At 30.0% G+C, this 23,311-nt stretch carries 23 protein-coding genes; 1 reads left to right on the top strand and 22 read right to left on the bottom strand.

Going from position 1 to position 23,311, the window contains the following annotated elements; genetic code table 11:
• Entirely contained in the window at positions 1–765 is a 765-nt protein-coding gene (locus AJ930_RS00475) for a TSUP family transporter (protein WP_061210475.1), read from the top strand.
• Here AJ930_RS00475 and AJ930_RS00470 read toward each other — a convergent pair.
• The 22 genes from AJ930_RS00470 to bumR form a co-directional block, all read right to left on the bottom strand.
• Positions 758–1,939 (bottom strand): type II secretion system F family protein, encoded by a 1,182-nt coding sequence (locus AJ930_RS00470; RefSeq protein WP_070239583.1) that lies wholly within the window; start codon positions 1,937–1,939, stop codon positions 758–760. The genes AJ930_RS00475 and AJ930_RS00470 overlap by 8 nt on opposite strands.
• The gene (locus AJ930_RS00465) at positions 1,936–3,495 is read right to left on the bottom strand and encodes a GspE/PulE family protein (protein ID WP_032588785.1); all 1,560 of its coding nucleotides are present in this window, start codon (positions 3,493–3,495) and stop codon (positions 1,936–1,938) included. The genes AJ930_RS00470 and AJ930_RS00465 overlap by 4 nt, the downstream gene beginning before the upstream one ends.
• Complete coding sequence (locus AJ930_RS00460) at positions 3,485–4,072, bottom strand: hypothetical protein (protein ID WP_002921278.1); 588 nt, start codon at positions 4,070–4,072, stop codon at positions 3,485–3,487. Before AJ930_RS00460 ends, AJ930_RS00465 begins: the two co-directional genes overlap by 11 nt.
• Before the next feature lie 3 nt (positions 4,073–4,075).
• Complete coding sequence (locus AJ930_RS00455) at positions 4,076–4,684, bottom strand: ATP-binding protein (RefSeq protein ID WP_002921280.1); 609 nt, start codon at positions 4,682–4,684, stop codon at positions 4,076–4,078.
• Positions 4,677–6,089, bottom strand: coding sequence for a pilus (MSHA type) biogenesis protein MshL (gene mshL / locus AJ930_RS00450; RefSeq protein ID WP_044779973.1), 1,413 nt, complete (start codon positions 6,087–6,089; stop codon positions 4,677–4,679). The genes AJ930_RS00455 and mshL overlap by 8 nt, the downstream gene beginning before the upstream one ends.
• Entirely contained in the window at positions 6,067–6,378 is a 312-nt protein-coding gene (locus AJ930_RS00445) for a hypothetical protein (RefSeq protein WP_002862131.1), read from the bottom strand. The genes mshL and AJ930_RS00445 overlap by 23 nt, the downstream gene beginning before the upstream one ends.
• Positions 6,379–6,401: 23 nt before the next feature.
• On the bottom strand, positions 6,402–9,962 hold the full coding sequence (nifJ, locus tag AJ930_RS00440) for a pyruvate:ferredoxin (flavodoxin) oxidoreductase (protein WP_002862132.1): 3,561 nt from the start codon (positions 9,960–9,962) through the stop codon (positions 6,402–6,404).
• 92 nt (positions 9,963–10,054) lie between these two features.
• Positions 10,055–10,696, bottom strand: coding sequence for an HAD family hydrolase (locus AJ930_RS00435; protein WP_070274667.1), 642 nt, complete (start codon positions 10,694–10,696; stop codon positions 10,055–10,057).
• Positions 10,696–11,655 carry a fibronectin-binding outer membrane protein CadF gene (gene cadF, locus AJ930_RS00430; protein ID WP_002862134.1) on the bottom strand — a complete coding sequence of 320 codons (960 nt, stop codon included), beginning with the start codon at positions 11,653–11,655 and terminating at the stop codon, positions 10,696–10,698. Before cadF ends, AJ930_RS00435 begins: the two co-directional genes overlap by 1 nt.
• Before the next feature lie 124 nt (positions 11,656–11,779).
• Positions 11,780–12,169 carry a 30S ribosomal protein S9 gene (gene rpsI / locus AJ930_RS00425; protein WP_002851459.1) on the bottom strand — a complete coding sequence of 130 codons (390 nt, stop codon included), beginning with the start codon at positions 12,167–12,169 and terminating at the stop codon, positions 11,780–11,782.
• Between the two features lie 2 nt (positions 12,170–12,171).
• Positions 12,172–12,597: a 50S ribosomal protein L13 gene (rplM, locus tag AJ930_RS00420; protein WP_002779321.1), complete on the bottom strand. Its 426-nt coding sequence runs from the start codon at positions 12,595–12,597 to the stop codon at positions 12,172–12,174.
• A gap of 83 nt (positions 12,598–12,680) precedes the next feature.
• The gene (locus AJ930_RS00415; protein WP_070274666.1) at positions 12,681–15,446 is read right to left on the bottom strand and encodes a RecB-like helicase; all 2,766 of its coding nucleotides are present in this window, start codon (positions 15,444–15,446) and stop codon (positions 12,681–12,683) included.
• Positions 15,443–17,809 carry a PD-(D/E)XK nuclease family protein gene (locus tag AJ930_RS00410; RefSeq protein ID WP_044794291.1) on the bottom strand — a complete coding sequence of 789 codons (2,367 nt, stop codon included), beginning with the start codon at positions 17,807–17,809 and terminating at the stop codon, positions 15,443–15,445. The genes AJ930_RS00415 and AJ930_RS00410 overlap by 4 nt, the downstream gene beginning before the upstream one ends.
• Positions 17,806–18,327, bottom strand: a complete 522-nt coding sequence (locus tag AJ930_RS00405; protein WP_002862138.1) for a FixH family protein — start codon at positions 18,325–18,327, stop codon at positions 17,806–17,808. Before AJ930_RS00405 ends, AJ930_RS00410 begins: the two co-directional genes overlap by 4 nt.
• Positions 18,314–18,916, bottom strand: a complete 603-nt coding sequence (locus AJ930_RS00400) for a hypothetical protein (protein ID WP_070274665.1) — start codon at positions 18,914–18,916, stop codon at positions 18,314–18,316. Before AJ930_RS00400 ends, AJ930_RS00405 begins: the two co-directional genes overlap by 14 nt.
• On the bottom strand, positions 18,913–19,014 hold the full coding sequence (locus AJ930_RS00395) for a hypothetical protein (protein WP_002858872.1): 102 nt from the start codon (positions 19,012–19,014) through the stop codon (positions 18,913–18,915). The genes AJ930_RS00400 and AJ930_RS00395 overlap by 4 nt, the downstream gene beginning before the upstream one ends.
• Entirely contained in the window at positions 19,011–19,232 is a 222-nt protein-coding gene (locus AJ930_RS00390; protein WP_072223679.1) for a DUF4006 family protein, read from the bottom strand. Before AJ930_RS00390 ends, AJ930_RS00395 begins: the two co-directional genes overlap by 4 nt.
• A complete protein-coding gene (locus AJ930_RS00385; protein ID WP_002862141.1) occupies positions 19,229–20,092 on the bottom strand; it encodes a cbb3-type cytochrome c oxidase N-terminal domain-containing protein in 864 nt (287 codons plus the stop codon). Before AJ930_RS00385 ends, AJ930_RS00390 begins: the two co-directional genes overlap by 4 nt.
• Positions 20,092–20,355 carry a cytochrome c oxidase, cbb3-type, CcoQ subunit gene (locus tag AJ930_RS00380; RefSeq protein ID WP_002851307.1) on the bottom strand — a complete coding sequence of 88 codons (264 nt, stop codon included), beginning with the start codon at positions 20,353–20,355 and terminating at the stop codon, positions 20,092–20,094. Before AJ930_RS00380 ends, AJ930_RS00385 begins: the two co-directional genes overlap by 1 nt.
• A gap of 4 nt (positions 20,356–20,359) precedes the next feature.
• Positions 20,360–21,025 carry a cytochrome-c oxidase, cbb3-type subunit II gene (gene ccoO / locus AJ930_RS00375; protein ID WP_002855439.1) on the bottom strand — a complete coding sequence of 222 codons (666 nt, stop codon included), beginning with the start codon at positions 21,023–21,025 and terminating at the stop codon, positions 20,360–20,362.
• Positions 21,026–21,037: 12 nt separating this feature from the next.
• Positions 21,038–22,504 carry a cytochrome-c oxidase, cbb3-type subunit I gene (gene ccoN / locus AJ930_RS00370; RefSeq protein ID WP_002862142.1) on the bottom strand — a complete coding sequence of 489 codons (1,467 nt, stop codon included), beginning with the start codon at positions 22,502–22,504 and terminating at the stop codon, positions 21,038–21,040.
• A gap of 125 nt (positions 22,505–22,629) precedes the next feature.
• Positions 22,630–23,310, bottom strand: a complete 681-nt coding sequence (gene bumR / locus AJ930_RS00365) for a butyrate response regulator transcription factor BumR (protein ID WP_002862143.1) — start codon at positions 23,308–23,310, stop codon at positions 22,630–22,632.
• Position 23,311 lies beyond the last annotated feature (1 nt).

Raw genomic sequence — 23,311 nt, 5'->3', positions numbered from 1 at the left:
ATGGGCTTTGAGCACTTAGATACAATTTATTATTTCATACTTTTTTTTGTAGCTCTTTTTGCTGGTTTTATAGATTCTATTGTAGGTGGAGGAGGGCTTATTACTCTACCAGCACTCATAGCCTGTGGAATTCCTGCGCATTTATCCTTAGCAACAAACAAACTCCAAAGCGTCTTTGGTTCTTTTACGGCTACTTTAACTTATTTTAAATCCACCACTCTACCTCATCTTGCTTGGGGTGTTTTTTTTACAGCCTTAGGAGCAGCTATAGGAAGTTATAGTGTTCTTTTTGTAAAAGATGAGCAATTAAAGCTTATTATCTTAATCTTTTTAACTCTTACTTTCTTATATACAGCCTTACGTCCTAACTTAGGCAAACACGAAAGTGAACCTAAAATAAAAAATATCAAAATTTTTCATTTAATTTGTGGCTTAACTTTAGGATTTTATGATGGATTTTTAGGGCCTGGAACGGGTTCATTTTGGATTTTTGCTTGTGTGATGCTACTAGGTTTTAATATGAAAAAAGCAAGCATTAATACTAAAATTTTAAATTTTACAAGCAATATTATTGCCCTTGCTATATTTTTATGGCAATACGAACTTTTATGGGCTGTAGGCTTGCTTATGGGTGTAGGACAAGTTTTAGGAGCTTATTTAGGCTCAAAACTTGTATTAAAAACTAATGGAAAGTTTATAAAAACTTTATTTTTAATCGTTGTAGGAGCTACTATCATTAAAGTAGCTTGGGATTATTTTAGTTAAAATTGACCCCTGAGCTAAGCTCCCACATAGGTAAGAATATACCTAAAGCCAAAAACAAAACTAAAAGCGCTACAAATAAAGTCATCATTGGTTCTAAAAAAACCAAAAATCTATCCATCAAATTTTCGCTTTTTTGTTGATAATATTTGGCAATTTCTTCACTTAATACTTCAAGTCTTCCACTTTTCATCGCAACACTAAGCATAGAAAATACCAAAGAATCAAAAATATCAATCTTTTTAAAAACCTGACTTAACTCAAGACCAGAATCTATAAAACTAAAAAGTTTTTTATACTGAAAAATTAAAAATTTATTTTCAAGCCCTATAATAGCTAAATCAAAAGCTTTAGATATTGAAATTCCATTTTTTAAAAGTAAAGAAAAAGCCATAAAAAAATAATAATTTTGATTATAAATAATCAAACGAGAAATCAAAGGTATTTTTAAAAATAAAAAATCGCAAGAAAAAGCAAAAGAATGAAAATTTTTATAAGCTAAAATAAGCATAACAATAAAAATAACAAACAAAAATATGCAAAAAATTCCATAGTCATCTAAAAAATTATAAATTTCTAACATTACATGCGTGATAAAAGGTAAACTCGCGCCTAAATTTTCAAATAAATCTTTAAAATTAGGCACTACAAAAAGCATTAAAAACAAAAATGCTCCGATAATACTTAAAAAAACCAAAGTAGGATATCTAAAAGCCTTTTTTAATTGTTTTTGAGTCTCTAAGCTTTTTTCTCGAAGTTTAGAAATTTGACTAAACACTTCACTGATTTTTCCTGTCTTTTCAGCTGTTTTAATCAAAGCTAGCTCCGCACGATTTAATCCAAAATTAGCATTTTCAAAAGCTTGATTTAAATTTTGGGCTAAAATTAAATTGTCTAATATTTTTTTCATAATCTTGCAAGAATGCATAAGATATAATTCTCTAATCGCTTCTTGAACACTTAATCCAACTTCACACAACAAAGCCAGCTCTTTAAAAAAGAGTATGAAATTTTCATCTTTTAATCTCTGAAAATTAGATTTTTGAATTTCTTTTATATCAATGATTTTCCAATTCTTTGATAAGGCTTTTGCTTGTGCTGTATTTAAATTTTCAGCTTTTATAGTTTTTGTATAATTTTGATTGTTTTTAAGAAATTCTACTTCATAAAATTTCATCTTACAACCCTTAAAAGCTCATCTATACTTGTAAGACCTTCTTTGGCTTTTTTTAAACCTTGTTCAAACATAGTTTGAAAACCATATTTTTTTGCAAGCTCCATTAAAATCGTTTTATCTTGATTTTCCCTAATTGCACAAGCTAAATCTTCATTGATCTCTAAGCACTCAGCGATTAATTCTCTGCCAAAAAATCCACTATGATGACAACGCTCACATCCTTTTGGTTCAAAAAATTCACCTTCAAATTCAATATAATGTTTTTTGCTTTTTTGCTTACACCAAGGACAAAGTTTTCTAACCAAACGCTGTGCTATAACAAGACTCAAAGCCGATGCTATCAAGTAACTTTTTGCTTGCATATCCAAAAGCCTATCAATGGTACTAAGAGCATCATTAGTATGCAAGGTGCTTAAAAGCAAATGACCTGTTAAAGAAGCTTTAAGTGCAATATCTAAACTTTCTTCATCGCGAATTTCTCCTATCATGATAATATCAGGATCTTGCCTTAAAATTGCTCTTAAAATACTATTAAACTCGACTCCAACTTTTGAATTAAGCAAAATTTGCTGCACTAAAGGAATTTTATACTCTATAGGATCTTCTGCGGAAATAATCTTTTTTTCAATACTTTTCAACTCGTTTAAACACGCGTATAAAGTTGTGCTTTTACCACTACCTGTAGGGCCGGTTAATAAAATCATTCCATTGGGACGATGTAAAATCTTTTTTAAAATTTCTAAATTTTTATCTCCAAGATTTAGTTTATACAAATCCAAAATTTCTTTATCATGTTTTAAAATTCTTATAACAACACTTTCGCCATAAATCAAAGGCAAACATGAAACACGAAAATCATATCTTTCATTTTCAAAATCTAATTCAAAACTTCCATCTTGTGTTTTTCTTGATTCAGCTAAATTCAAACAAGCTAAAAATTTGACATGAAAAACCAAAGCTTCATAAACATCCTTCTCAAAAATAGCAAATTCACGCAAAATTCCATCAACTCTAAACCTAATCAAAGCGTCATCGTTCCTTGCTTCTATATGAATATCACTCGCATGAAAAGATAAAATTTCATGTAATAAAAAATCAAAAATTTGACTGATGCAACTTTGATCATCTCTTTTTTGATTTTCTTGCCATTCAAGTCTAAGCTTAATGCTTAATCTTTTAATCTCCTCTTGAATGCGAATTTGATTTAAAATTTTAGCTATCTTTAATTCATCGGCAATTGCAGTGTCGATTTTTTCACAAATCATAAAAGTCTTAACTTGCTCTAAAAGCTCTAAAGAACAAGGTTTGGATCTAATAATCATAAAGCCGTCATTATTTTTAATAAGCAGAAATTTAAATTTTAAAAGTAAAGAAAAAGGTATACCTTCATAAATAAAATCATTATCTTCATCTAAATCAACAAAATGTAAATTACAAAAATTTGCTAATTTTTTAAAAAAATCCCAAGAAGTGATATTAAATTTAGTGCAAATTTCATCAAGACTTATTTCATTATCAATATAAGCTTGAAAAATTTTATCCATTCTACTTTCCATCTAATTCCATTAAACCATAATAATTTATATAAGCATCTAAAGCACTTTGAGCTTCTTTTTCTTCACCTAAAGCTCTTTTAGCCTGAGCAAAAATCAGCCAAGAATCTTGTTTTTGCTTGTCAAGTTCATTGGCTTTTAAAGCCCAAAATATTGTCTTTTGATAAGCTTTAATATCAAAATACTTCTTAGCTAAATTTAATGCCTTTTCATAGCTTGGATTTTGATAAAAAGATTTTTTTAAATCAGAAATATTTAAAATTTTAGAATCAATTTCTATCTTACTAATGTGTGTATTTTCCCGCACCGCTTTAACTTCTTCTAGTTCTTTATATAACTTTTCCCTAGAAATCTTATTTTTTTCTTGTAAAATTTGCGCTTGAAGAATCTTTTGCTCTAAATGCTTTTTATGTTCAATAGCTTGCAAATAAATATTTTTTTGCTTATTATATTTTTGCATTAGCACAAAAAAACAAAATGCTATCACTAAGATTAAAACAATTAAAAATAAATATTTTAAATATTTTTTAAGTAAAAAATATTTATACCTAAGCTCAAGTTCTTTAATTCTTTCTTGCATACCTTACCTTAATAAGCCATTCTCTAAAGCACTAAGCTTTAAAATATACTCTTGACTTTTGTTTGTATCAAAAAAACTATTTATCTCATAAAAACTTTTTAAAGTTTTATCAATATATCTTAAATTTCCTTGAGAAATTTTTTGTAAAAACTTAAGACATTTATTTGAAAAATTCATTCCGAATTTCAATTTAATATAATCATCAAGCTCTAAAAGACTAATATTTTTCAATTCAAAACAAGCACTTAAACGACTTTTAAAATGCTCTTTTTTAAGTATATTTAACTTTTTATGAGAACTTAAAACAAAACTTATAGAATCACTATAAATCCTAATGCTTTCTAGCATTGCATAATCATACATTCCTACTTCATCAAGAATGATTAAACTCTGACCTTGTGAAATCAAAAACTCAATTTTTTCTTTTAAGAAACTCTGATCTTTAAAATTTTCATTAATAAAATCAACATTATATTTTTTTGCCAATCTTTGCAACAATACACTTTTACCGCTACCACTTTTTCCCCATAAAAAAATAAAAGCTTTTTGGCTTTCTAAAATTTGATTGATTTGATGAAAAATTTCTTCTCTAAATGGAATAATTTTACTCATAATGCTTAAATCCTAGATCTTTAAGACTTGGAGCGTTTACACTATCTACTATACTTGGAGTGATAATAAAAACAATTTCGGTTGCTTTAGAATTTAAAACTTCTCCTTTAAACAAAGAACCTAGAATTGGAATTTTTGATAGAAAATTGATAGAATTTTTCTCATTAGATTTATCGTGAGAAATCAATCCACCTAAAATTAAAGTTTGATTATTCTCTACTTGCACAACACTAGAAAGCTTTTTTTGTATGGTATCAGGAGCAATAGTTCTTGGTTCTTTTTGTCGTTTATTATCTTCTGGATACTTAAAATCACTTAAGCTTGGATTAATTCTAAGCATTATTTTTCCATCATCAGAAATTTCAGGCAAGATATTGAGTAAAATGCCTATAAAAATAGAATAATTATTATAACTTTCACTAACAGTAGTCCCATTTTCAGTACCTTTAGAACTTTCTTTGACTTGATAATTTATAGTATCGCCTACAGAAATAATGGCTTGTTGATTGTTTAAAGCCATAAGCTTTGGATTAGAAAGCACGCTAGTTTTTCCATTTTGAGAAAGAAAGTTAATAATAGAATCAAAATTTAAATTCGCCCTTAAACCCAAATTCTTAACAAAACCTTGCCCATTTTGAAACTGAATAAAAGAATTTTCATTATTTACTTGCGAATTTAAACCTATATTAAAATTTTGCCAATTAATCCCACTAGAATGGCTTTCATTTAAACTCACAGCAAGTATGCTAACATCGATAATAACTTGTTTTTTAAGACGATTTTCTAGTTTTTGCAAATAATTTTTCACACTTTTTAACTGAGAATTTGTTCCAGTTACTATAATAAGACCTGCATTGGGATTTATGATGGGAGTTTTAGCCTCATAATCTTCATGAGAATTTTTTAATAATACAATAATCTCTTTTTCTATATTTTGCCAAAAATCAAATTTTTCCATACTTTTAATCATATTGTCTTCTGCATCATCAAAACTACCGCTATATTCACTTTGCCTTGGTTTAGCGTCTACAGACGCTTTAGTTATGCTTTGTCCTTCTCTGATAGAAGTGATATAACTTATCTTAAAAATCTTCGTATTAATACCTGAAATTCTTAAAATTTTACCATCAAAATCATAGCTAAGATCATGCTCTTTGATAAAAAAATTAAAAATTTCGTCTAAACTCATTTGATGAATATTGACAGAATTTTGCAATGTTTCTAATTTTTCTTTGGCAATTTTATCTTTAACAATAATACTAAAAGAACAATATTTTGCAAGCTCATCAAGACTTTCTTGTATGCTTAATTTTTCATTAATACTGATATCAAAAAGACGCTTTTGACAATCTAAAGCATAAAGATAATGGCAAAAAAGAATGTTAATTAATATTAATCTTATCATTTTTATTTATTTGGATTGCAATTTCTAAATTATCATATTGGAATTTAATCTCTTTAGTATTTATTTCATGTATTATAGCATCATCAATCATATCACCTTTTTTATACCATCGATCATAAATTTTTACTTTATCAAGCATAATTGCAGTAATTTTAATATGTCTTAATTTTTCAAAAGTAGGATTCACAAATGGGTTTTGAAGAGTATTAAAATTTATGCGATTTTCTTTATCTATAAGTTTAAAATACTCTTCAAAATTATCTTGTGCAAACAAAGTGCTAAAACACAATGTAGCACTAAAAATATATTTTATCAGCTTTCAACCTCATTACTATAATCAGCCATAGCGATACGCTTAAGCTGTCTATAGCGACGTTGAGCGTCTTTTTTATTGCGTTCAAAAAGCTCAGCAGCATGTTCAGGATTTGCTTTTTTAAGTGAATTATAACGCACTTCATTCATCAAAAATTGCTCATATAAATCCCAATCAGGCTCTTTTCCTGTTAGAGTTAAAGGATTTTTTCCTTGTTCTTCTAAACGAGGATCAAAGGTATAAAGTGGCCAATAGCCACACTTTGTAGCAAGCTCACCTTGCTCTCCTGAGTAGCCCAGCCCACCTTTAATACCATGAGCTATACAAGGAGAATAACAAATCACCAAAGATGGTCCATCATAGGCCTCAGCTGCAGTGATAGCTTTGATAAGATGAGTATAATTTGCCGTTGAATTTACTTGTGCTACAAAAATATAACCATAAGTCATAGCAATTTGACCTAGATCTTTTTTCTGTATAGGTTTGCCTGCTGCTGCAAACTGTGCTACAGCTCCTGTTCTAGAAGATTTTGAACTTTGACCGCCTGTATTAGAATAAACTTCTGTATCAAGCACTAAAATATTTACATTTTCTCCACTTGCTAAAACATGATCAAGTCCGCCATAGCCTATATCATAAGCCCAACCATCACCACCAAAAATCCAGTGAGATTTTTTACTTAAATACTGTTTAAGCTCTAATATATCTTGTACGGCTTTAATATTTTTATTTTGCTCTAAAATAGGGATCATTTTATCTTTAATTTCCACAGACATAGCACCATTGTCTTTATTTGCAATCCAATCTTTAAAAAGGGCTGATAAAGCATTTGGAACTTCTTGCATACTTTCATTCATGATATATTCAATGCGGTGTCTTGTATTTTCAGTTGCAATTTTCATACCCAAACCAAACTCAGCATTGTCTTCAAAAAGTGAATTTCCCCAAGCAGGACCGTGTCCATTTTTCACACTTTTTCTATAAGGAGTTGATGGAGCTGAACCCCCATAAATAGAACTACAACCTGTCGCATTAGCCACAATCATTCTTTCACCGAACAATCTTGTAATTAAAGTAATATAAGGAGTTTCTCCACATCCAGGACAAGCTCCATGGAATTCAAATAAAGGTTGGGCAAATTGTGCTCCTTTTGTAGTTTCTTTATTTAAAATATCATCTTTGTATGTGATTTCTTTAAATAAATAATCCGCATTTTCTTGCTCACCAAAATCCATCTCTTCTTGAAGTGGCACCATAACCAAAGATTTTTCTTTAGTAGGACACTCATGAACACAAAGCTCACAGCCTGTACAATCAAGTGGAGAAACTTGAATTTTAAAGCTTAATTTTTCTCCTTTGGTTCCTTTAGCTTCTAAAGCATGATCTTTTACACCGCGAGGTGCATTTGCCATTTCTTCATCATTAATCAAAAATGGCCTGATAACAGCATGCGGACAAACTGAAGCACATTGATTACATTGAATACAATTTGCCTCTATCCATCTTGGTACCATAACCCCAACACCGCGTTTTTCGTATTCGGTTGTGCCGTGTTCAAAACTTCCATCTTCATAACCTAAAAAGGCTGAAACAGGCAAATCATCACCCTTAGCCGCATTCATAGGTTTTACGATTTTTTCAACAAATTCAGTACCTTTATAGGCATTAGTTTGTTCTTTTTCTTTAAGCTCTAAATTTTTCCAATTTGGATCCACTTCAACTTTTACAAGTCCATCAGCACCCACATCAATAGCCTTGTAATTCATTTCTACAATAGCATCGCCTTTTTTACTATAAGATTTATACGCAAGCTCTTTCATGTATTTTTGTGCGTCTTCATAAGGAATGATTTTTGCAAGTTTGAAAAAGGCTGATTGCATAATGGTATTTGTACGATTTCCCAAACCTATATCACGAGCTAGTTTGGTTGCATTGATGATATAAAAATTTACTTCTTTTTCAGCTAAAGTTTTCTTTACTGCATCTGGAAGTTGTCTTATGGTTTCTTCAGCATTCCAAATACTATTTAAAAGGAAAGTTCCTCCTTTGCGAATTCCTGCTAAAACATCATAAATTTCCAAATAAGCCGCTACCGAACAAGCGATAAAATGCGGAGTTGAAACAAGATAAGTTGAACGGATAGGTTTTTTAGAAAATCTTAAATGGCTTCTTGTATAACCCCCTGATTTTTTAGAATCATAAGCAAAATAAGCTTGAGCGTAAAAATCCGTTTTATCCCCGATGATTTTAATCGAGTTTTTATTTGCGCCCACAGTTCCATCAGCACCAAGTCCGTAAAATAAACATTCGATCGTACTTTCATCTCCAAGTGAAATTTTCTCTCCAGTACTCAGTGAAGTATGAGTTACATCATCAACTATACCTACAGTAAAGCCATCTTTTGGATTATCAAGTTTAAGATTTTCAAATACTGCTATCATTTGAGCAGGATCAACATCCTTTGAAGAAAGTCCGTATCTTCCACCCACTATAACAGGAGCATTTTCTCTTCCATAGAAAGCTGATTTTACATCAAGATAAAGTGGCTCCCCAAGACTTCCTGGTTCTTTGGTTCTATCTAAAACTGCGATTTTTTTCACTGATTTTGGCATAACATCAAAGAAATATTTTAAGCTAAATGGGCGATAAAGATAAACTTTTAAAATCCCTACCTTTTCACCCTTAGCATTAAGATAGTCTACCACTTCTTCAAGTGCTTGAGTCACAGAACCCATAGCAACAATCACACGCTCTGGCTCTTTATGTCCATAATAAGTAAATGGTTTGTATTCTCTACCTGTGATTTTTGAAATTTCTTGCATATATTCATTAACAACATCAGGCAAAGCATCATAAAAACGGTTACTTACTTCTCTAGTTTGAAAATAAATATCATCATTTTGTGCTGTTCCGCGTGTTTTTGGATTTTCTGGATTTAAAGCATTATTTCTAAATTCAAGCAAAGCTTCTCTATCTAATAATCTATCAAAATGTGCATAATCCATTACTTCAACTTTTTGAATTTCATGGCTTGTTCTAAAACCATCAAAAAAATGCAAAAATGGCACTCTTCCCTTAATTGCAGCTAAATGTGCTATACCAGCTAAGTCCATGGTTTCTTGCACGGAATGCGAACAAAGCATAGCAAAACCAATTTGTCTTGCCGCATAAATATCTTGATGATCACCAAAGATAGACAAAGCTTGAGCAGCCAAAGAACGCGCTGCTACATGGATTACACAGGGGAGTAATTGACCTGCTATTTTATACATATTTGGAATTTTAAGGAGTAATCCTTGAGAAGCTGTATAAGTTGTAGTCAAAGCCCCAGCCTGTAAAGATCCATGCACACTACCTGCAGCACCTGCTTCACTTTGCATTTCTACGATTTTTACAGGAACTCCAAAAAGATTTTTTTTACCTGCAGCTGCCCACATATCGGTGTAATCAGCCATAGGAGAACTAGGTGTAATAGGATAAATTCCAGCAACTTCAGTAAAAGCATACGCAGCGTATGCAGCAGCCTCATTTCCGTCCATAGTTTTCATAATTTTACCCATTGAGACCTTCCTTTATATTGATAATTTTTATAATTTTTTAGCTATCAATTTACTATAAATTCTCTTAAAAGGCGTTTAACGAAAACTTGAAATTAGTTTAATCTAGCTATATAATTAACAGCCTCATATGCATTTAAAAATACCATAGAATGAGCTTTTAATTCATTTTCATTGCCATAGCCACAAGTTAAGGCTAAAGGAGTGATATTAGCAGAAATTGCAGCTTGAATATCTAGTATTGTATCGCCTATCATATAGGCATTTTCTTGAGTTTTATTAAGTCTTTTTAAGGCTAAAATTATAGGTTCAGAACTTGGCTTTGGATTTATGACATCTTCAAGTGTAATTAAAGTTTTAAAGAATTTTTTAACTCCCAAATAATCAAGTAAAATCGGAGTAAATTTACCTCCTTTTGTTGTAACTATACCAAGATCTGCAATTTCGCTTCCAAGTTCTAATGCTTCTTTTGCTTTAGCCAAAAGAGTGGTTTGTTCTAAATAAATTTGTGCATAAATTTCACGATAAGCTAATACAAATTCTTTACTTAAATTTACTTTATCTGGATAAAGCATTCTAAACATTTGCTCTAAAGGATAACCTATGAGATTTTTGATTTCTTCATTATTTTTAGAAGTTAATCCAAGGGCTTTAAAAGCTCCTTGGAAAGAATTTAAAATAGCATCAGTAGAATCAATTAAAGTGCCATCTAAATCAAATAAAATAGTTTTATTCATTATCTTAAAATAAATTTAGCATCCACTCTTCTATTATCCGCTCTACCTTCTTTAGTGTCATTGCTTGAGCGAGGATTATCTTGACCATAACCTACTGTTTTGATGCGACTTTTTTCTACACCATATTTTTCAAGTTCATTAGCAACACTTTTAGCACGTCTTTCAGAAAGCTTTTGATTATAAGCTCTTGAACCGATATTATCTGTATGTCCTTCAAGAATAGTATCATATCTTTCATTTTCATCTAAAACTTTTGCAATTTCTTTGATTTTTTCTTGAAAAGTTGGATTTATAGTAGTTTTATCAAAACCAAAATGACCTTCCAAAGAAATAGTTTTTTCGCAACCATTTTCATCTAACAAAGCACCTTCTCTTGGTTCTACAGGACATTTTGCTTGTGGAGCTGGACGAGTATCAGCAACTTCTTCTACAGCTTTTTCCTTTTTGCCACCAAAACCAAAACTAATACCTAAAGTTGAAACCCAATTATGGTTTGCATGATTAAAATTAATTTGATCTCTAGTTTCAAGTTTTAAAGCCAAAGAATCGCTAAGACGGAATTTTACACCCGCGCCATAATGTCCAAATCCACCGCTTTTATTATCATAAGCAGCATTTGAAAAATCTTCATATCCTCCACCTGCTAAACCATAGAAATAAAATTTCTCACCTACATCAATACCTTTAATAGCACTCAAATAAGTTCTTGTAATATCTGTAGTTTTATTTGTATTTGTATATTTAACATCAGAATAATGCTCTAACCCAAATTCTAATTGATCAAGCCAAAAATCGTCAAAATGATAACCAAGTCTAATCCCTGGTGCATAACGATTATCCATATCTAAATTACCCTCAAAGTAATTATAGTTTAAAGTTGGAGTGATTTCAAATTTTACATTGTTATCAGCACCAAATAAAACACTTGCCAAACCTAAACATAAGAATATTTTTTTCATAGAAAAAACCTTTCATTGTGTTATAAAATAAAAATTTAAATTTCGCAATTATAACATAAATGATAGAAAAAAGGATGAGTTTTATAAAAAATTGTAGAAAGGTGGGAAAATCCCACCAAAAATATTAACGTTTAGAGAATTGTGGGCTTCTTCTTGCTTTGCGGCGTCCATATTTTTTACGCTCAACAGTTCTACTATCTCTAGTAAGAAGTCCTTTAGGTTTTAATAAGGCTCTAAAATCAGCATCCATAGCTGCTAAAGCTCTTGAAATTCCATGTCTTAAAGCTTCAGCTTGAGCACTATAGCCCCCGCCTAAAGTAGTTGCTTTAATATCCATTGAAGTTTCTTGTTTAGTCACAAGTAAAGGTTGAACCACTTTAAGCTTAATCGCCTCGTGTCCACCAAGCCAAGTGTTTAAATCAACACCATTAACACTAATTTTACCACTACCTGGTTTTACCCATACCTTTGCGATAGCAGTTTTTCTCTTACCTGTTGCGTATGTTGTTGCCATGATTATTTTCCTTCTTTAGCAATTTGCGCAGTGTGTGGGTGCTCACTACCCGCATAGATTTTTAATTTTTTAAGCATAGCTCTGCCCAAATTTGTTTTAGGAAGCATACCTCTAACTGCTAATTTATATAATTTTGCAGGATTTTTTTCAAGTAAATCACCAAATTTTTCGCTTTTTACACTTCCAAAATATCCTGAATGTCTATGATAAAGCTTATCTTCTGCTTTATTAGCACCTGTAAATACAGCTTTTGAAGCATTGATGATAATTACATAATCACCACAATCAACATTTGGAGTAAAGCAAGGCTTGTTTTTACCTCTCAAAATTGTTGCTACTTCAGTTAAAAGACGACCAAAGCGTTTGCCTTCTGCGTCTAAAACAATCCATTCTCGTTTTACTTCGTTTGGCTTTGTTATCTTTGTCATAATTTTTACCTTTGCCAAAAATTTAAAATGTGATTGTATAAAAAATAATATTAATTTTTACTTAATTTAAGTAAAAATAAAGTTTATATTTCCAAAATTTGAATTTCATTTTCCAAACAATAAACTATAAAAGCACGCACTTTATCTTTTTTCAAAATTTCACTAATGGCGATCTTATAAGTTCTTACCTGCTCTTTATGTTTATCTTGCATAGCAAGACCTGTTTTATAATCAATTATGAAAGCTTCTTCATCTTTTAAGGCAAGCAAGTCTAATTGTTTAATTTCTCCATTAAAACTCAAAGCTTGTTCTTTTAAAAGCTTTCCATCACCAATCAAATTTTGAAATTGAATATTTTTAAGTAAAATTTCAATTCTTTTAAAAAGCTTTTCAAAATCACTCTCATCTAAAAAATGTCTAAATTTACTCTTGCATCTTTGAGTAAGTATTTGAAAATTTTCACCCTTAGGGAGTTTTAAATTTTGCATAAAAAAGTGAAAAGCATTTCCAAAATATAGCTCTTTACTATCAAGCTTTTCTTCACTTTGAACTTCTTGTGGGCTAATTTTTTCAAATTTTTGTAAAGCTTGAATACTTTCTTTTTTAACACTTAAAATTTGCTCTTTGCTTTCTAAAAAACCTCTCTCTTGAGAATGTATATTTAAAAATCCCCCCTTAAAATAACTTGGATAATTTCCATTTACACTTTCTTCGTTTCTTTTTATGATAATCAAACTTTCCTTAGCTCTTGTAAAAGCCACATAAAGTTTATTAATATCATCTTCATAATTTGCTCTTGTAATATTTTCTTTAAAAAGGGTATAAATAGGCTCTTTAGTAAGCTCTCGAATTTTATCCTTAATATGGAGTTGCCAACCTTGATTGATATCATATTCAAGCATGATATCTTCATTGTTTGAATTGTTTTTAGATAAACTATCTAGCAAAATCACATGATCAAATTCCAAACCCTTAGATTTATGCACACTCATAATACTAATACCCATATTTTGTTCGCTTACTATTTTCAAAGTACAAGGCTCAAATAAAAGCTTTAAAAAATTTTCCTTAGTTTTAGCATATTCGATAAATTGCATTAAAGCGATATCATTTAAATCAAGTTTTAATTCTTTTATTAAAAAAAGTATATTTTCCATAGCATTTTTTGAAAAATCAAGGGTGATTTTTCTCGGCTCAAAACCTAAAAGTTCTTTTAAAAATACCAAGTAAAACTCATCACCAAAAATACAATATTTAGCATATTCCAAAACAAGTCTTACGCTTGCTTTATTTTCAAGTAAAACATTGCTTTGAGTAAACGCAGGAATTTTTTGCTCTCTTAAAAAATCCAAAACCATATCTGCATCGCTATTTTTCCAACACAAAATACAAATATCATCATAAGAAATATTTTTAGATCTTAAAAAATTAATTTGCTCAAATAAAGTTTCTAAAGTCTTTTCCTTGATTTCTTGGGCTTGGTTTTTAACCTTTTGTTCTTTAGATTCCACAATACGCACAAAACCACCTTTTTTACTTTCTAAGGCAAATTGCTCTTTATAATCTTTGATTTTTTCTTTAAAAGTTTCATTAACAAAATCAACCAAAAGCTCTTTAGAGCGATAATTAGTATTTAAACTATCACTTTTAATTTGACTAAATTCTTGTTTTAACAAATCAAATAATTCTTTTTTTCCTTTACGAAAGCGATAAATACTTTGTTTTTTATCTCCTACGTAAAAAAAAGTGCGATTTTTCTTAACTCCTTCTCCTGAAACAAGCTCAGCGATCAAAGGGCGTAAAATTTGATATTGAATCACGCTTGTATCTTGAAATTCATCAATAAGCAAATGCGAAATAAAACCATCTAAACGAAAATAAATCATATCCTTAAATTCACTGGTTATTAGCTCATAAACTTTTTTACTCACATCTTGGAAATTTAAGGTATTTTTATCTTTATGAAATATATTTTTAGCTTCACTATAATGATTTAAAAGATTCATTAAATTAGCAATTTTATAATTTTCAAGCTCTATGGCATAGGTATTTAAAGCATTTATAAGCTCCATTCTCTTTGCGCTAAAATGCAAGTTAGTGCTTTCTAAATCTTGTAAATATTTTGTACTTTCAAATTTTGTCATAAAGCTTGATTGCATAAACACGGATAAATCTAAAACTTCGCTTTTAAAATTGTCACACAAATTTTTATAATTTTTTACATGAGTAAGACCCAAACAATAACTTCTTAACTCACTATAGGCTTTATTGATATAAGCTTTAGATGGATTTGGAATTTTAGGAAGATTTTGAAAATAAGCATTCTCATAAAATTTTTCAAGCTCGTTAAAAAAATTTTCTTTCTCATCAACTAAATTAATATAATAAGCCAAATCTTTTAATTCATCTTTTTTAAGAAGTTTTAAAAAAATCTCTCTTACATCAAGCCTCTCTTCACTCATTGTAAAATCACTACTTAAGCCCAAATTTAAAGCAAAAACACGCAAAATTTTTCCGAAAAAAGCATCAAAAGTGCTGATTTTTAACTCTGTTCTTAAAAATTCTTCTTTTTTAGCATCTCTTAAAGAAATAAGCTCTTCTTTATCTTTACCTAAAAGCTTGCAAAGTTCATTGCATTCACTGGTTTTATTTTCTTTTTCTAAATTTAAAAAAGCCTCAATAATTCTTTTTTGCATTTCATTAGCAGCTTTTTTGGTAAAAGTTAAAGCTAAAATTTCATTAATCCTAACCCCTTTTAAAATAAGTGCTACAAAACGCACACTCAAGGCAAAGGTTTTTCCGCTTCCCGCACTCGCTTCTAATGCCAAAAAAGGCTCAAATTGACTCATTTTAATTCCTTTTTATAAATGAGTTTATAAGGACAATGCTCATCTTGTTCATTTTCAAACTCTATTTCTTCCTTGCTCATAAGAACTAAGTCTTTAAGTCTTTCTCTTAGCTCATCTAAACTTTTAGCTTTTTGGTGCAATATTTGCATACTATTTAAATCATAAAAACCCACGCTTGCATTTTCATCATATAAAGCTTGGTAAAAAGCAAGTTGATAAGAATTACTTGGTACTTTTCCACTTTTATAATCAATGATCAAATTACCTTCTTTTGAACTATCGATACGATCTATAGTGCCCTTAAGTTTTATACTATCTGCTCCGAGCTTTAAAATATTATTTAACTCAAGCTCTGTATGTGCGACATAAAAGCCTTTTGAAAAATGCTCTTTTTCGTTTTTAGCAAATTGTATAAATTTTAATTTAAATACTTCAAGATCAAGTTCACTGATATTGTATTTTTGATATTCTTTATTCAATAAATTTGCAAAAACTTTTATATCAAAATCATTATTTGCATAATTTTTATAATAAATTTCAAGCATTTTATGGATGAAATTTCCTTGATTTTTCGCTTTACTTTCCTCGCTTAAAACCCTAGGTTCTGCTAAATTTAAAATATAACGATAATAATAAGTTCTTTTTTGATTTTCCAATAAATTAAAACGACTAAAAGAAAGCGGAAACTCGAAAGGATTATGCTTTAAAATAGGAGCTTTTATAGGAGTTAGATTAGGTTTTATACCTTCATAGTCTAATTTTAAAGCATTAAGATAAGCTTTTTGGTGGATATGAGTTTCATAAAAAAAGTCAAAATCAAGTTCATCTAAAAAACGTGATTTGCTTTTTTCTTCATTTTCCACAAAGCAAATACTTACTTCTAAAGCATTCTTCATCAAGCTTTCATAATAAAATCTTTGTAAATTTTCTCTTCTATCATAGCTAATCAATCCTGCTTTTTTACGCACTTCATTGTTTAAAAAAAGTTCATTAACACTTCTTTTGGGAATAAATTCTTCATTAAAATCAACCAAAATCACCCCATCAAAACAAAGCCCACGACTTTCTAAAAGTCCCATTACCGTAACCTTACCTCCACCTACATCACTAAGGGAAAGTTGTGAAATTTGCATGAAAAAAAGATGGATCAACTCTTTAAGAGTTAAAGACTGATTTTTTAATAAATCTTTAATAAAATAAAGTTCTTTTCGTATCAAATAAATAAGTTCTTGCTTTTCATTTTCTAAAAATAAAGCAAGTAATTTTTCAAAATATTCAAAATCACATTTCTCATCAAAATACTTTTTAAACTCTATAAAATCAAGCTTTAAAGAATGTAAAAGTGTATTGTGATAATCAAAAATCATCTGCGTGTCTTCAAAATAATCCTCTTGATTTTTATAAACAAAAGAAGCACTACTAGCACTTTCATAAAGTGCTTGAAATTTTTGATAAAATAAACTTTCTTTAATACTAATCCCACTTGCAAAATTAAGCATATTGTCTTTATCAAAAAGTCTTAAAAACTCACAAAAACTTTCATCTGGAGTTATAACTACAATATTTTCAGACTTTAAACCTTTGCGTACAAAATGTGAAATTTCATCCATAACAAAAGCGCATTGTAAAGCCCTTAATTCAAAAGATTTGAGTTTAATTTTTGAATTTTTTGTTTTAAAAATTTCTTCTTTTAAAATCTCTTGTTTTGAAAGATTGATTTCATAATGAGTGTTTATTTTTAAATCAAATGTTTTTAAAAAATCAAGTTTTAAAAGATATTCGAGATTAAATTTACTTGTTTTAAAACTTAAAACCACTTCTTTAATCTGAGAAATTTCACTTAATAAATTTTCTTCAAATTTACTCAAAAAACCTTGCAAATCATAAACTATAGCTTCATACTCATCTAAAAAATCTTTATTAAGAGTGTAATTTTTAGGCAAAGAAAGATCATCATAAAAAGAATTCTTTTCAAGCAAAACAAGATAATTTTTATATACCTCATCTAAAATTTCCAAATGTTCATTATAGGTGGCATAATAATCATTATTTTTAAGATCTTCTATGCTTTTTTTTTCTAAACTAAGTTCTTTGAAAAAGGAAAAAAGATATTCGTTATTTTTCAAAAAAGCAAAAAATTCTACCGAAATTCCTAGTTTTTTTTCTAAATCCTTACTTTTTAGACAAGCTTCTTGCATTAAAAGTAAGCTTTCATAAGAACTTGCCTTATGAAAATTACTCAAACAAACTTTATCTAAAAATTCACCTATATGAATAGCACTATCTAATAAGGCATTTTGCTGTTTTTTGTGGTTATAATACTCTCTAATTTGTCTTGAAGAACTAAAAATTCTTAATTTCATTGAGCATTTAATTCGTAGCTAAAAAAACCCACTGTTTCTTGATTTGCATAAAACTTTAGCTTAAGCTCCCATCTACCTTTATCTAGTTTAGGTAAAGCGATACTTAAAATTCCATTTTTAACTTGTCCTTCTAACTTTTGATCAAAATTTTTAGTGAATGGTCTTGTAAGAAGAACTTGAACTTTTAAATCATCAGAATTTATATTTTGCAATGCAGAAATTTTAAAATTTGCAACATAGGAATTTTGATCCACTTCATAACTAGGAATTTTTCTTTTACCTATAAAAGTGATTTTATCATTTTGAAAATTTACTTTAAAAAATTTATCAAAATTTACTTGTTGTTTTTGTATTTGATTGTAATTATTTTCAACATTTTGATAAGAGTCAAAATAAAAATCATCCTCATATACAGGATGGTGACTTGCTATAAAAATCGTTACAATACAAGCAATAATTATAGCCAAAAGTGAAAGCAAAATACCATAAGGCCAAAAACTTCTTTTAGTTTCTAACATTTTTTTTCCTCTTTATTCTTCTTTGTGCATAGTATAACAATGCAAAGCAAATAAATCCATAGATAAGTATTCTTAAGATATTGATAGCATCACGATTTGCATTACCTATAGAATGTTCTAATTGTAATCCCAAGGATTTTGCCACACGATCTACAATATCTGCATAACCATTAAGTATAGCAGCATTATAAATATCACCTTTATTTGTAGCTAATATCGGCAAAATAGATCCTGTTCCAGGATAAGGACTAAGCACGGCTTCTTTATCAATCAAAGCTAAAGCACCTTTTGAGCCCACTATATCAACTTTGTGAGAATTTTTTGACAAAAGAAGCAATATATAAGATTGAGGAAGTTCTTTTTGTTTATTTAATAAAGTTTCAATTTCAGTTTCATCACCAACCATAACGCCGATAAAAATATTACTTTTTTGGTAAAGCTCTTTTCCTATAAGATTAATCTCATTACTTACTTTTTGACTTAAAATATTTTCATTAAAAAGTACAGCATCAAGAGCAAAAACCCTAGAAGGCAATAAAACAAAGAAGAAGATGGCTAAAAAAAAGCCATCTTGTAATATTTTTTTCATCCTATATGAAGATGATTTACAGTTAAAACCGACCAAGCGGTGATTGCAGCAGCAACAACTAAACCAATAACAATTAAATATTCCAAAGCCTTACTCATTGTGCTTCCTTTATACTTCTATGATCTTGTTCTTTTGAACCAAACATCTTTACACTTTGTGCATCTTTAAGACTATATGGCTTTTGCATCACTTCTTGCTGAGCTTTAAGACCCCAAATAGTTAAAACTACTAAGATAGCAAGTAATAAAACCGTAGCAATTAACATACCTGTAACACCTGAAAGAGAAAACACGCATCTATTATTATTTTCCATCATTCACCCCTTGAAAGAGAAATTACATACTCGCCAACAGCTTCTTTTTGAATATTATTAAGTGTTGGAAAACTCGGCATTGTTCCTATAAAACCAGCCTTACCACTATGTAAAACATCTACTACAAAAGCTGCAGAACCGTATTTTGTAAGATCTGGGAACATTCCATCTTGACCTTTTCCATCTTCTCCATGGCATGCTGCACAAGTTGCATAAGCTTCTTTACCTTTTGCTACTAAATTTTCATTTGCAGTTTTCTTAATAGCTGAAAGATCTTTTGCTACATAAGCAGCAATAGCAGGGATATCTTCTTCTGCCACACCTAAATCAGCAGCACCAAGCATTTCTCCACCTGGAAAATTCATACCTTTTGAACCATGTTTAATTACATTGATTATACCTTCTTCACTACCCCAAATATTTAAATTTTGAGCTTTACCATTGATACCATCGCCTGTAATTCCATGACAAGCTGAACACTGAACTAAAAAGATATTTTGACCCATTGCTATTTTATCTTCAGGAGATAAATTTTTAAATTTTTCTTCAAATTTTGTATTATGAGTTGCTACTTCTTCATTGTATTGACCTATACTTGAAAAAGAATTTAAAGGATATCCCCATAGAAAATACCAAATAGCCCAAACAATAGTCAGGAAAAATACCACAGCCCAACCAGTAGGAACAGCATTTTTATACTCTCCTATTCCATCCCAACTATGTTCACTAAGCTCTGACTCGCTTTTTTTTTCTTTCATCTGCTTAAACATTCTACTCACAATAACTAGTGTGATTAAAATGATAAGAATAGCTCCAATTAAAGATAAGAGATTAACATTATCTTCTAAATTTAACCATTGCATTAAGCACTCCTTTTACTTTCTAATACACTATCATCAATATCATCTTTTAAGGCAAGGTTTGCATAATTTTCATAATTTCTCTCACCTTTTTTTTCTGTTCTATATAAATGATACCAATACGCATATAATACTATTGACAAAAACATCACGAGTGCAAAAAAACCATAACCTTGGAAAATCTCCCACTCATGTTTTTGAACTGTTGCTAAATCAAATGTGATTAAATTTTTAATCACATCAAAAACTATTGATAAATGTTCCATCATCTTACTTTAAGCTATTTAAATAAGCGATCAAAGCAACTATTTCTTTGATTTCACCTTTAGCAAAAGCATCTTTTACTTCTTGATTTTTCATTTGATCAACTATAGCCTGAGCTTCAGCTTTTACTTCAGCTTGCGCATCCTCCCAAGAACCAAGTTTTGTTCCATTTTCTGTATCATAAGGAACATTGAAAACTTTTTTCACGGTTAAAGCCTCAGCATAAGCAGTTTCAATATCTGCATTATTTTTAAACATATGCTTATATGAAGGCATAATAGAATCTGGAACAACAGAAGTAGGATCCCACATATGATTTTCATGCCAATCAGCTGTTCTATAATTTCCTACACGAGCAAGATCAGGTCCTGTTCTTTTTGAACCCCAAAGAAAAGGTCTATCATAAGCAAATTCACCACTTACAGAATACATACCATAACGATCTGTTTCTGATTTAAATGGACGAATAAGCTGTGAATGACAAGCATTACAACTATCTTTAATATATACTGCACGCCCTGCAAGTTGTAAAACCGTATAAGGTTTTTTACCTTCAATTGGTCTTGCATTTTCTGCAAAATTTGGTAAAACTTCAACTATGCCTGCATAAGCAATCACTACAAAAACAGCTACAGCAAAAAAGAATGGATTTTTTTCTAACCAACTAAACATATTTTCTCCTTTTTATGCTGCCATAGGCGAAGCGCTTTTTGGTTCTTTATCAAGCACTCTTCCACAAGCAATTGTTTTGTAAATATTATAAGTAAACATAAAGAAACCAATAAGATACAACAATCCACCAATCGCTCTAATCCAATAATAAGGAACAATAGCCACAACAGTATCAATAAAGCTATAAAGCAAGTTACCATACTCATCTGTCGCTCTCCACATCATACCTTGAGTAATACCCGCAATCCACATTGAAGCAAAATAAAGAACTATACCTGTGGTTTGGATCCAAAATTGAGCTTCCATTAAAGATTTGCTATAAAGCTCTCTTTTGAAAACTCTAGGAGTCATATGATAAAGCGCAGCCATAGTCATAAATCCTACCCAACCTAATGTTCCATCATGAACATGTCCTGGAATCCAATCTGTAAAGTGTGCTAAAGCATTAACAGACTTAATTGAAAGAATTGGCCCTTCAAGTGTTGAGAACATATAGAAAGTTGATGCCAAAATCATAAATTTAATCAATGGACTCTCGCGAAGCTGGCTCCACTCACCTTTCATAGTAAGTAAGATATTAATCGCTGAACCCCAAGAAGGTAAAATCAATACTATAGAGAAAACCGAACCCATAGTTTGCATCCAATCAGGTACAGTTGAATAAATCAAATGGTGACCACCTGCCCAAAGATAAACAAACATTAAGCCCCAAAATGCAAATAAAGAGAGTTTATAAGAGAAAATCGGCTGACCACTTTCTTTTGGCAAGAAGTAATAAATTTGAGCAATAATACCCACAGTAAATACAAATGCCACAGCATTATGTCCATACCACCATTGTACTAAAGCATCATTTGTTCCTGCATACATTGATACACTATGCCACCATTTACCCATTCCAGTAACAAAATAAGTTGGTACTTCCATGTTGTTAAAAAGATAAAGCATAGCTATACCTAAAAATGTAGCTATATAATACCATAAAGAAATATAAAGAGTTTTTTCACGGCGAATTCCAATAAGTCCAAAAATACTTACACCCCATAAAACCCAAACAAGAACAACAAGAATATCTAAAGGCCACTCAAGCTCTGCATATTCTTTAGATGTAGTCACACCCATAAACAAAGATATAACAGCTAAAACCATAGTAAGCATATAAAGCCAAAAATGAAGCTTACCAACAGCCATTAAAAATCTTGACTCAGCCATACTTACCTTAAGAACACGCTGACCTATATAATACCAAGTTGCCCAAATCCCTGAAAGCATAAAACCAAAAATCACACCTGAAGTATGAAGTGGTCTAAGTCTTGAAAAAGTAGCATATTCTCCTGCTAAATAATTTAAGTTAGGATATGCCATTTGAAAAGCTATAAGAGTTCCTATAGCCATACCAACAATGCCAAACAATACGGTTGTAAACATAAAATATCTTGCAACCGTATAGTCGTAATTTAATACATTACCTGGATGCATCGACTTTCTCCTTAAAATTTTTGATAATAAGAGAATATTATAGAATATTAATTATACATTTTTTCTTAAAAATGATAATTTTGTTAATCATTTGTTATGCTTTATATTTTAAGGCTAAATCAGTCTTATTTATTGATATTTATCTTATAACCTAAACTTGGCACATTTTTTATAAAATCTTCACCCACTTTATCTCTTACTCTTTTAATAAAAGTTCTAACAGCAGTATCACTCACATGTTCACCTATCCAAACATTTTTCTTTATATCTTCATGCAAAACCAAAGCCCCAGGTTGCTTTAAAAGCAAAGAAATAAAAGCTAATTCTTTTTTAGTTAAAACAATTTCTTCACCATTGTAAATCAAAGTTCTTTTAGTTTTGTTAAATTGATATTCTTCAGAAATTTTTACAAGCATATTTGCTTCAATTTTTTCGCCTATCAGATAATCTAAAACTTTAAACAACTCTTCTATATCAACAGGTTTGATCAAATATTTATCTATACCAATATCAATAGAACGCAAAAGTCTCTCTTTCTCTGAATACGCACTAAGAACAACAATTGGGACATCATCTGAAATTTCCTTAATCTCTCTTGCCATATCAAGCCCATCCATAATAGGCATAGCAATATCTGTGATAACTAAATCCGGCTTAAATTTTTTAAATTTTTTAAGCCCCTCATCTCCATTTTGAGCTCCGATTACTTTACTAAAGCGTTCGCTTAATACATTAATCAATGATTCTCTAGTCTTAATTTCATCTTCAACTACTAATATTATCAATTCTTTACATTCTTGTGACATT

It is taken from the genome of Campylobacter sp. BCW_6871 (assembly GCF_001762325.1).
Taxonomy (GTDB): Bacteria; Campylobacterota; Campylobacteria; order Campylobacterales; family Campylobacteraceae; genus Campylobacter_D; species Campylobacter_D jejuni.
Note: the sequence above shows the minus strand (reverse complement) of the source record. Positions and strands in the feature narration are given on the sequence as shown.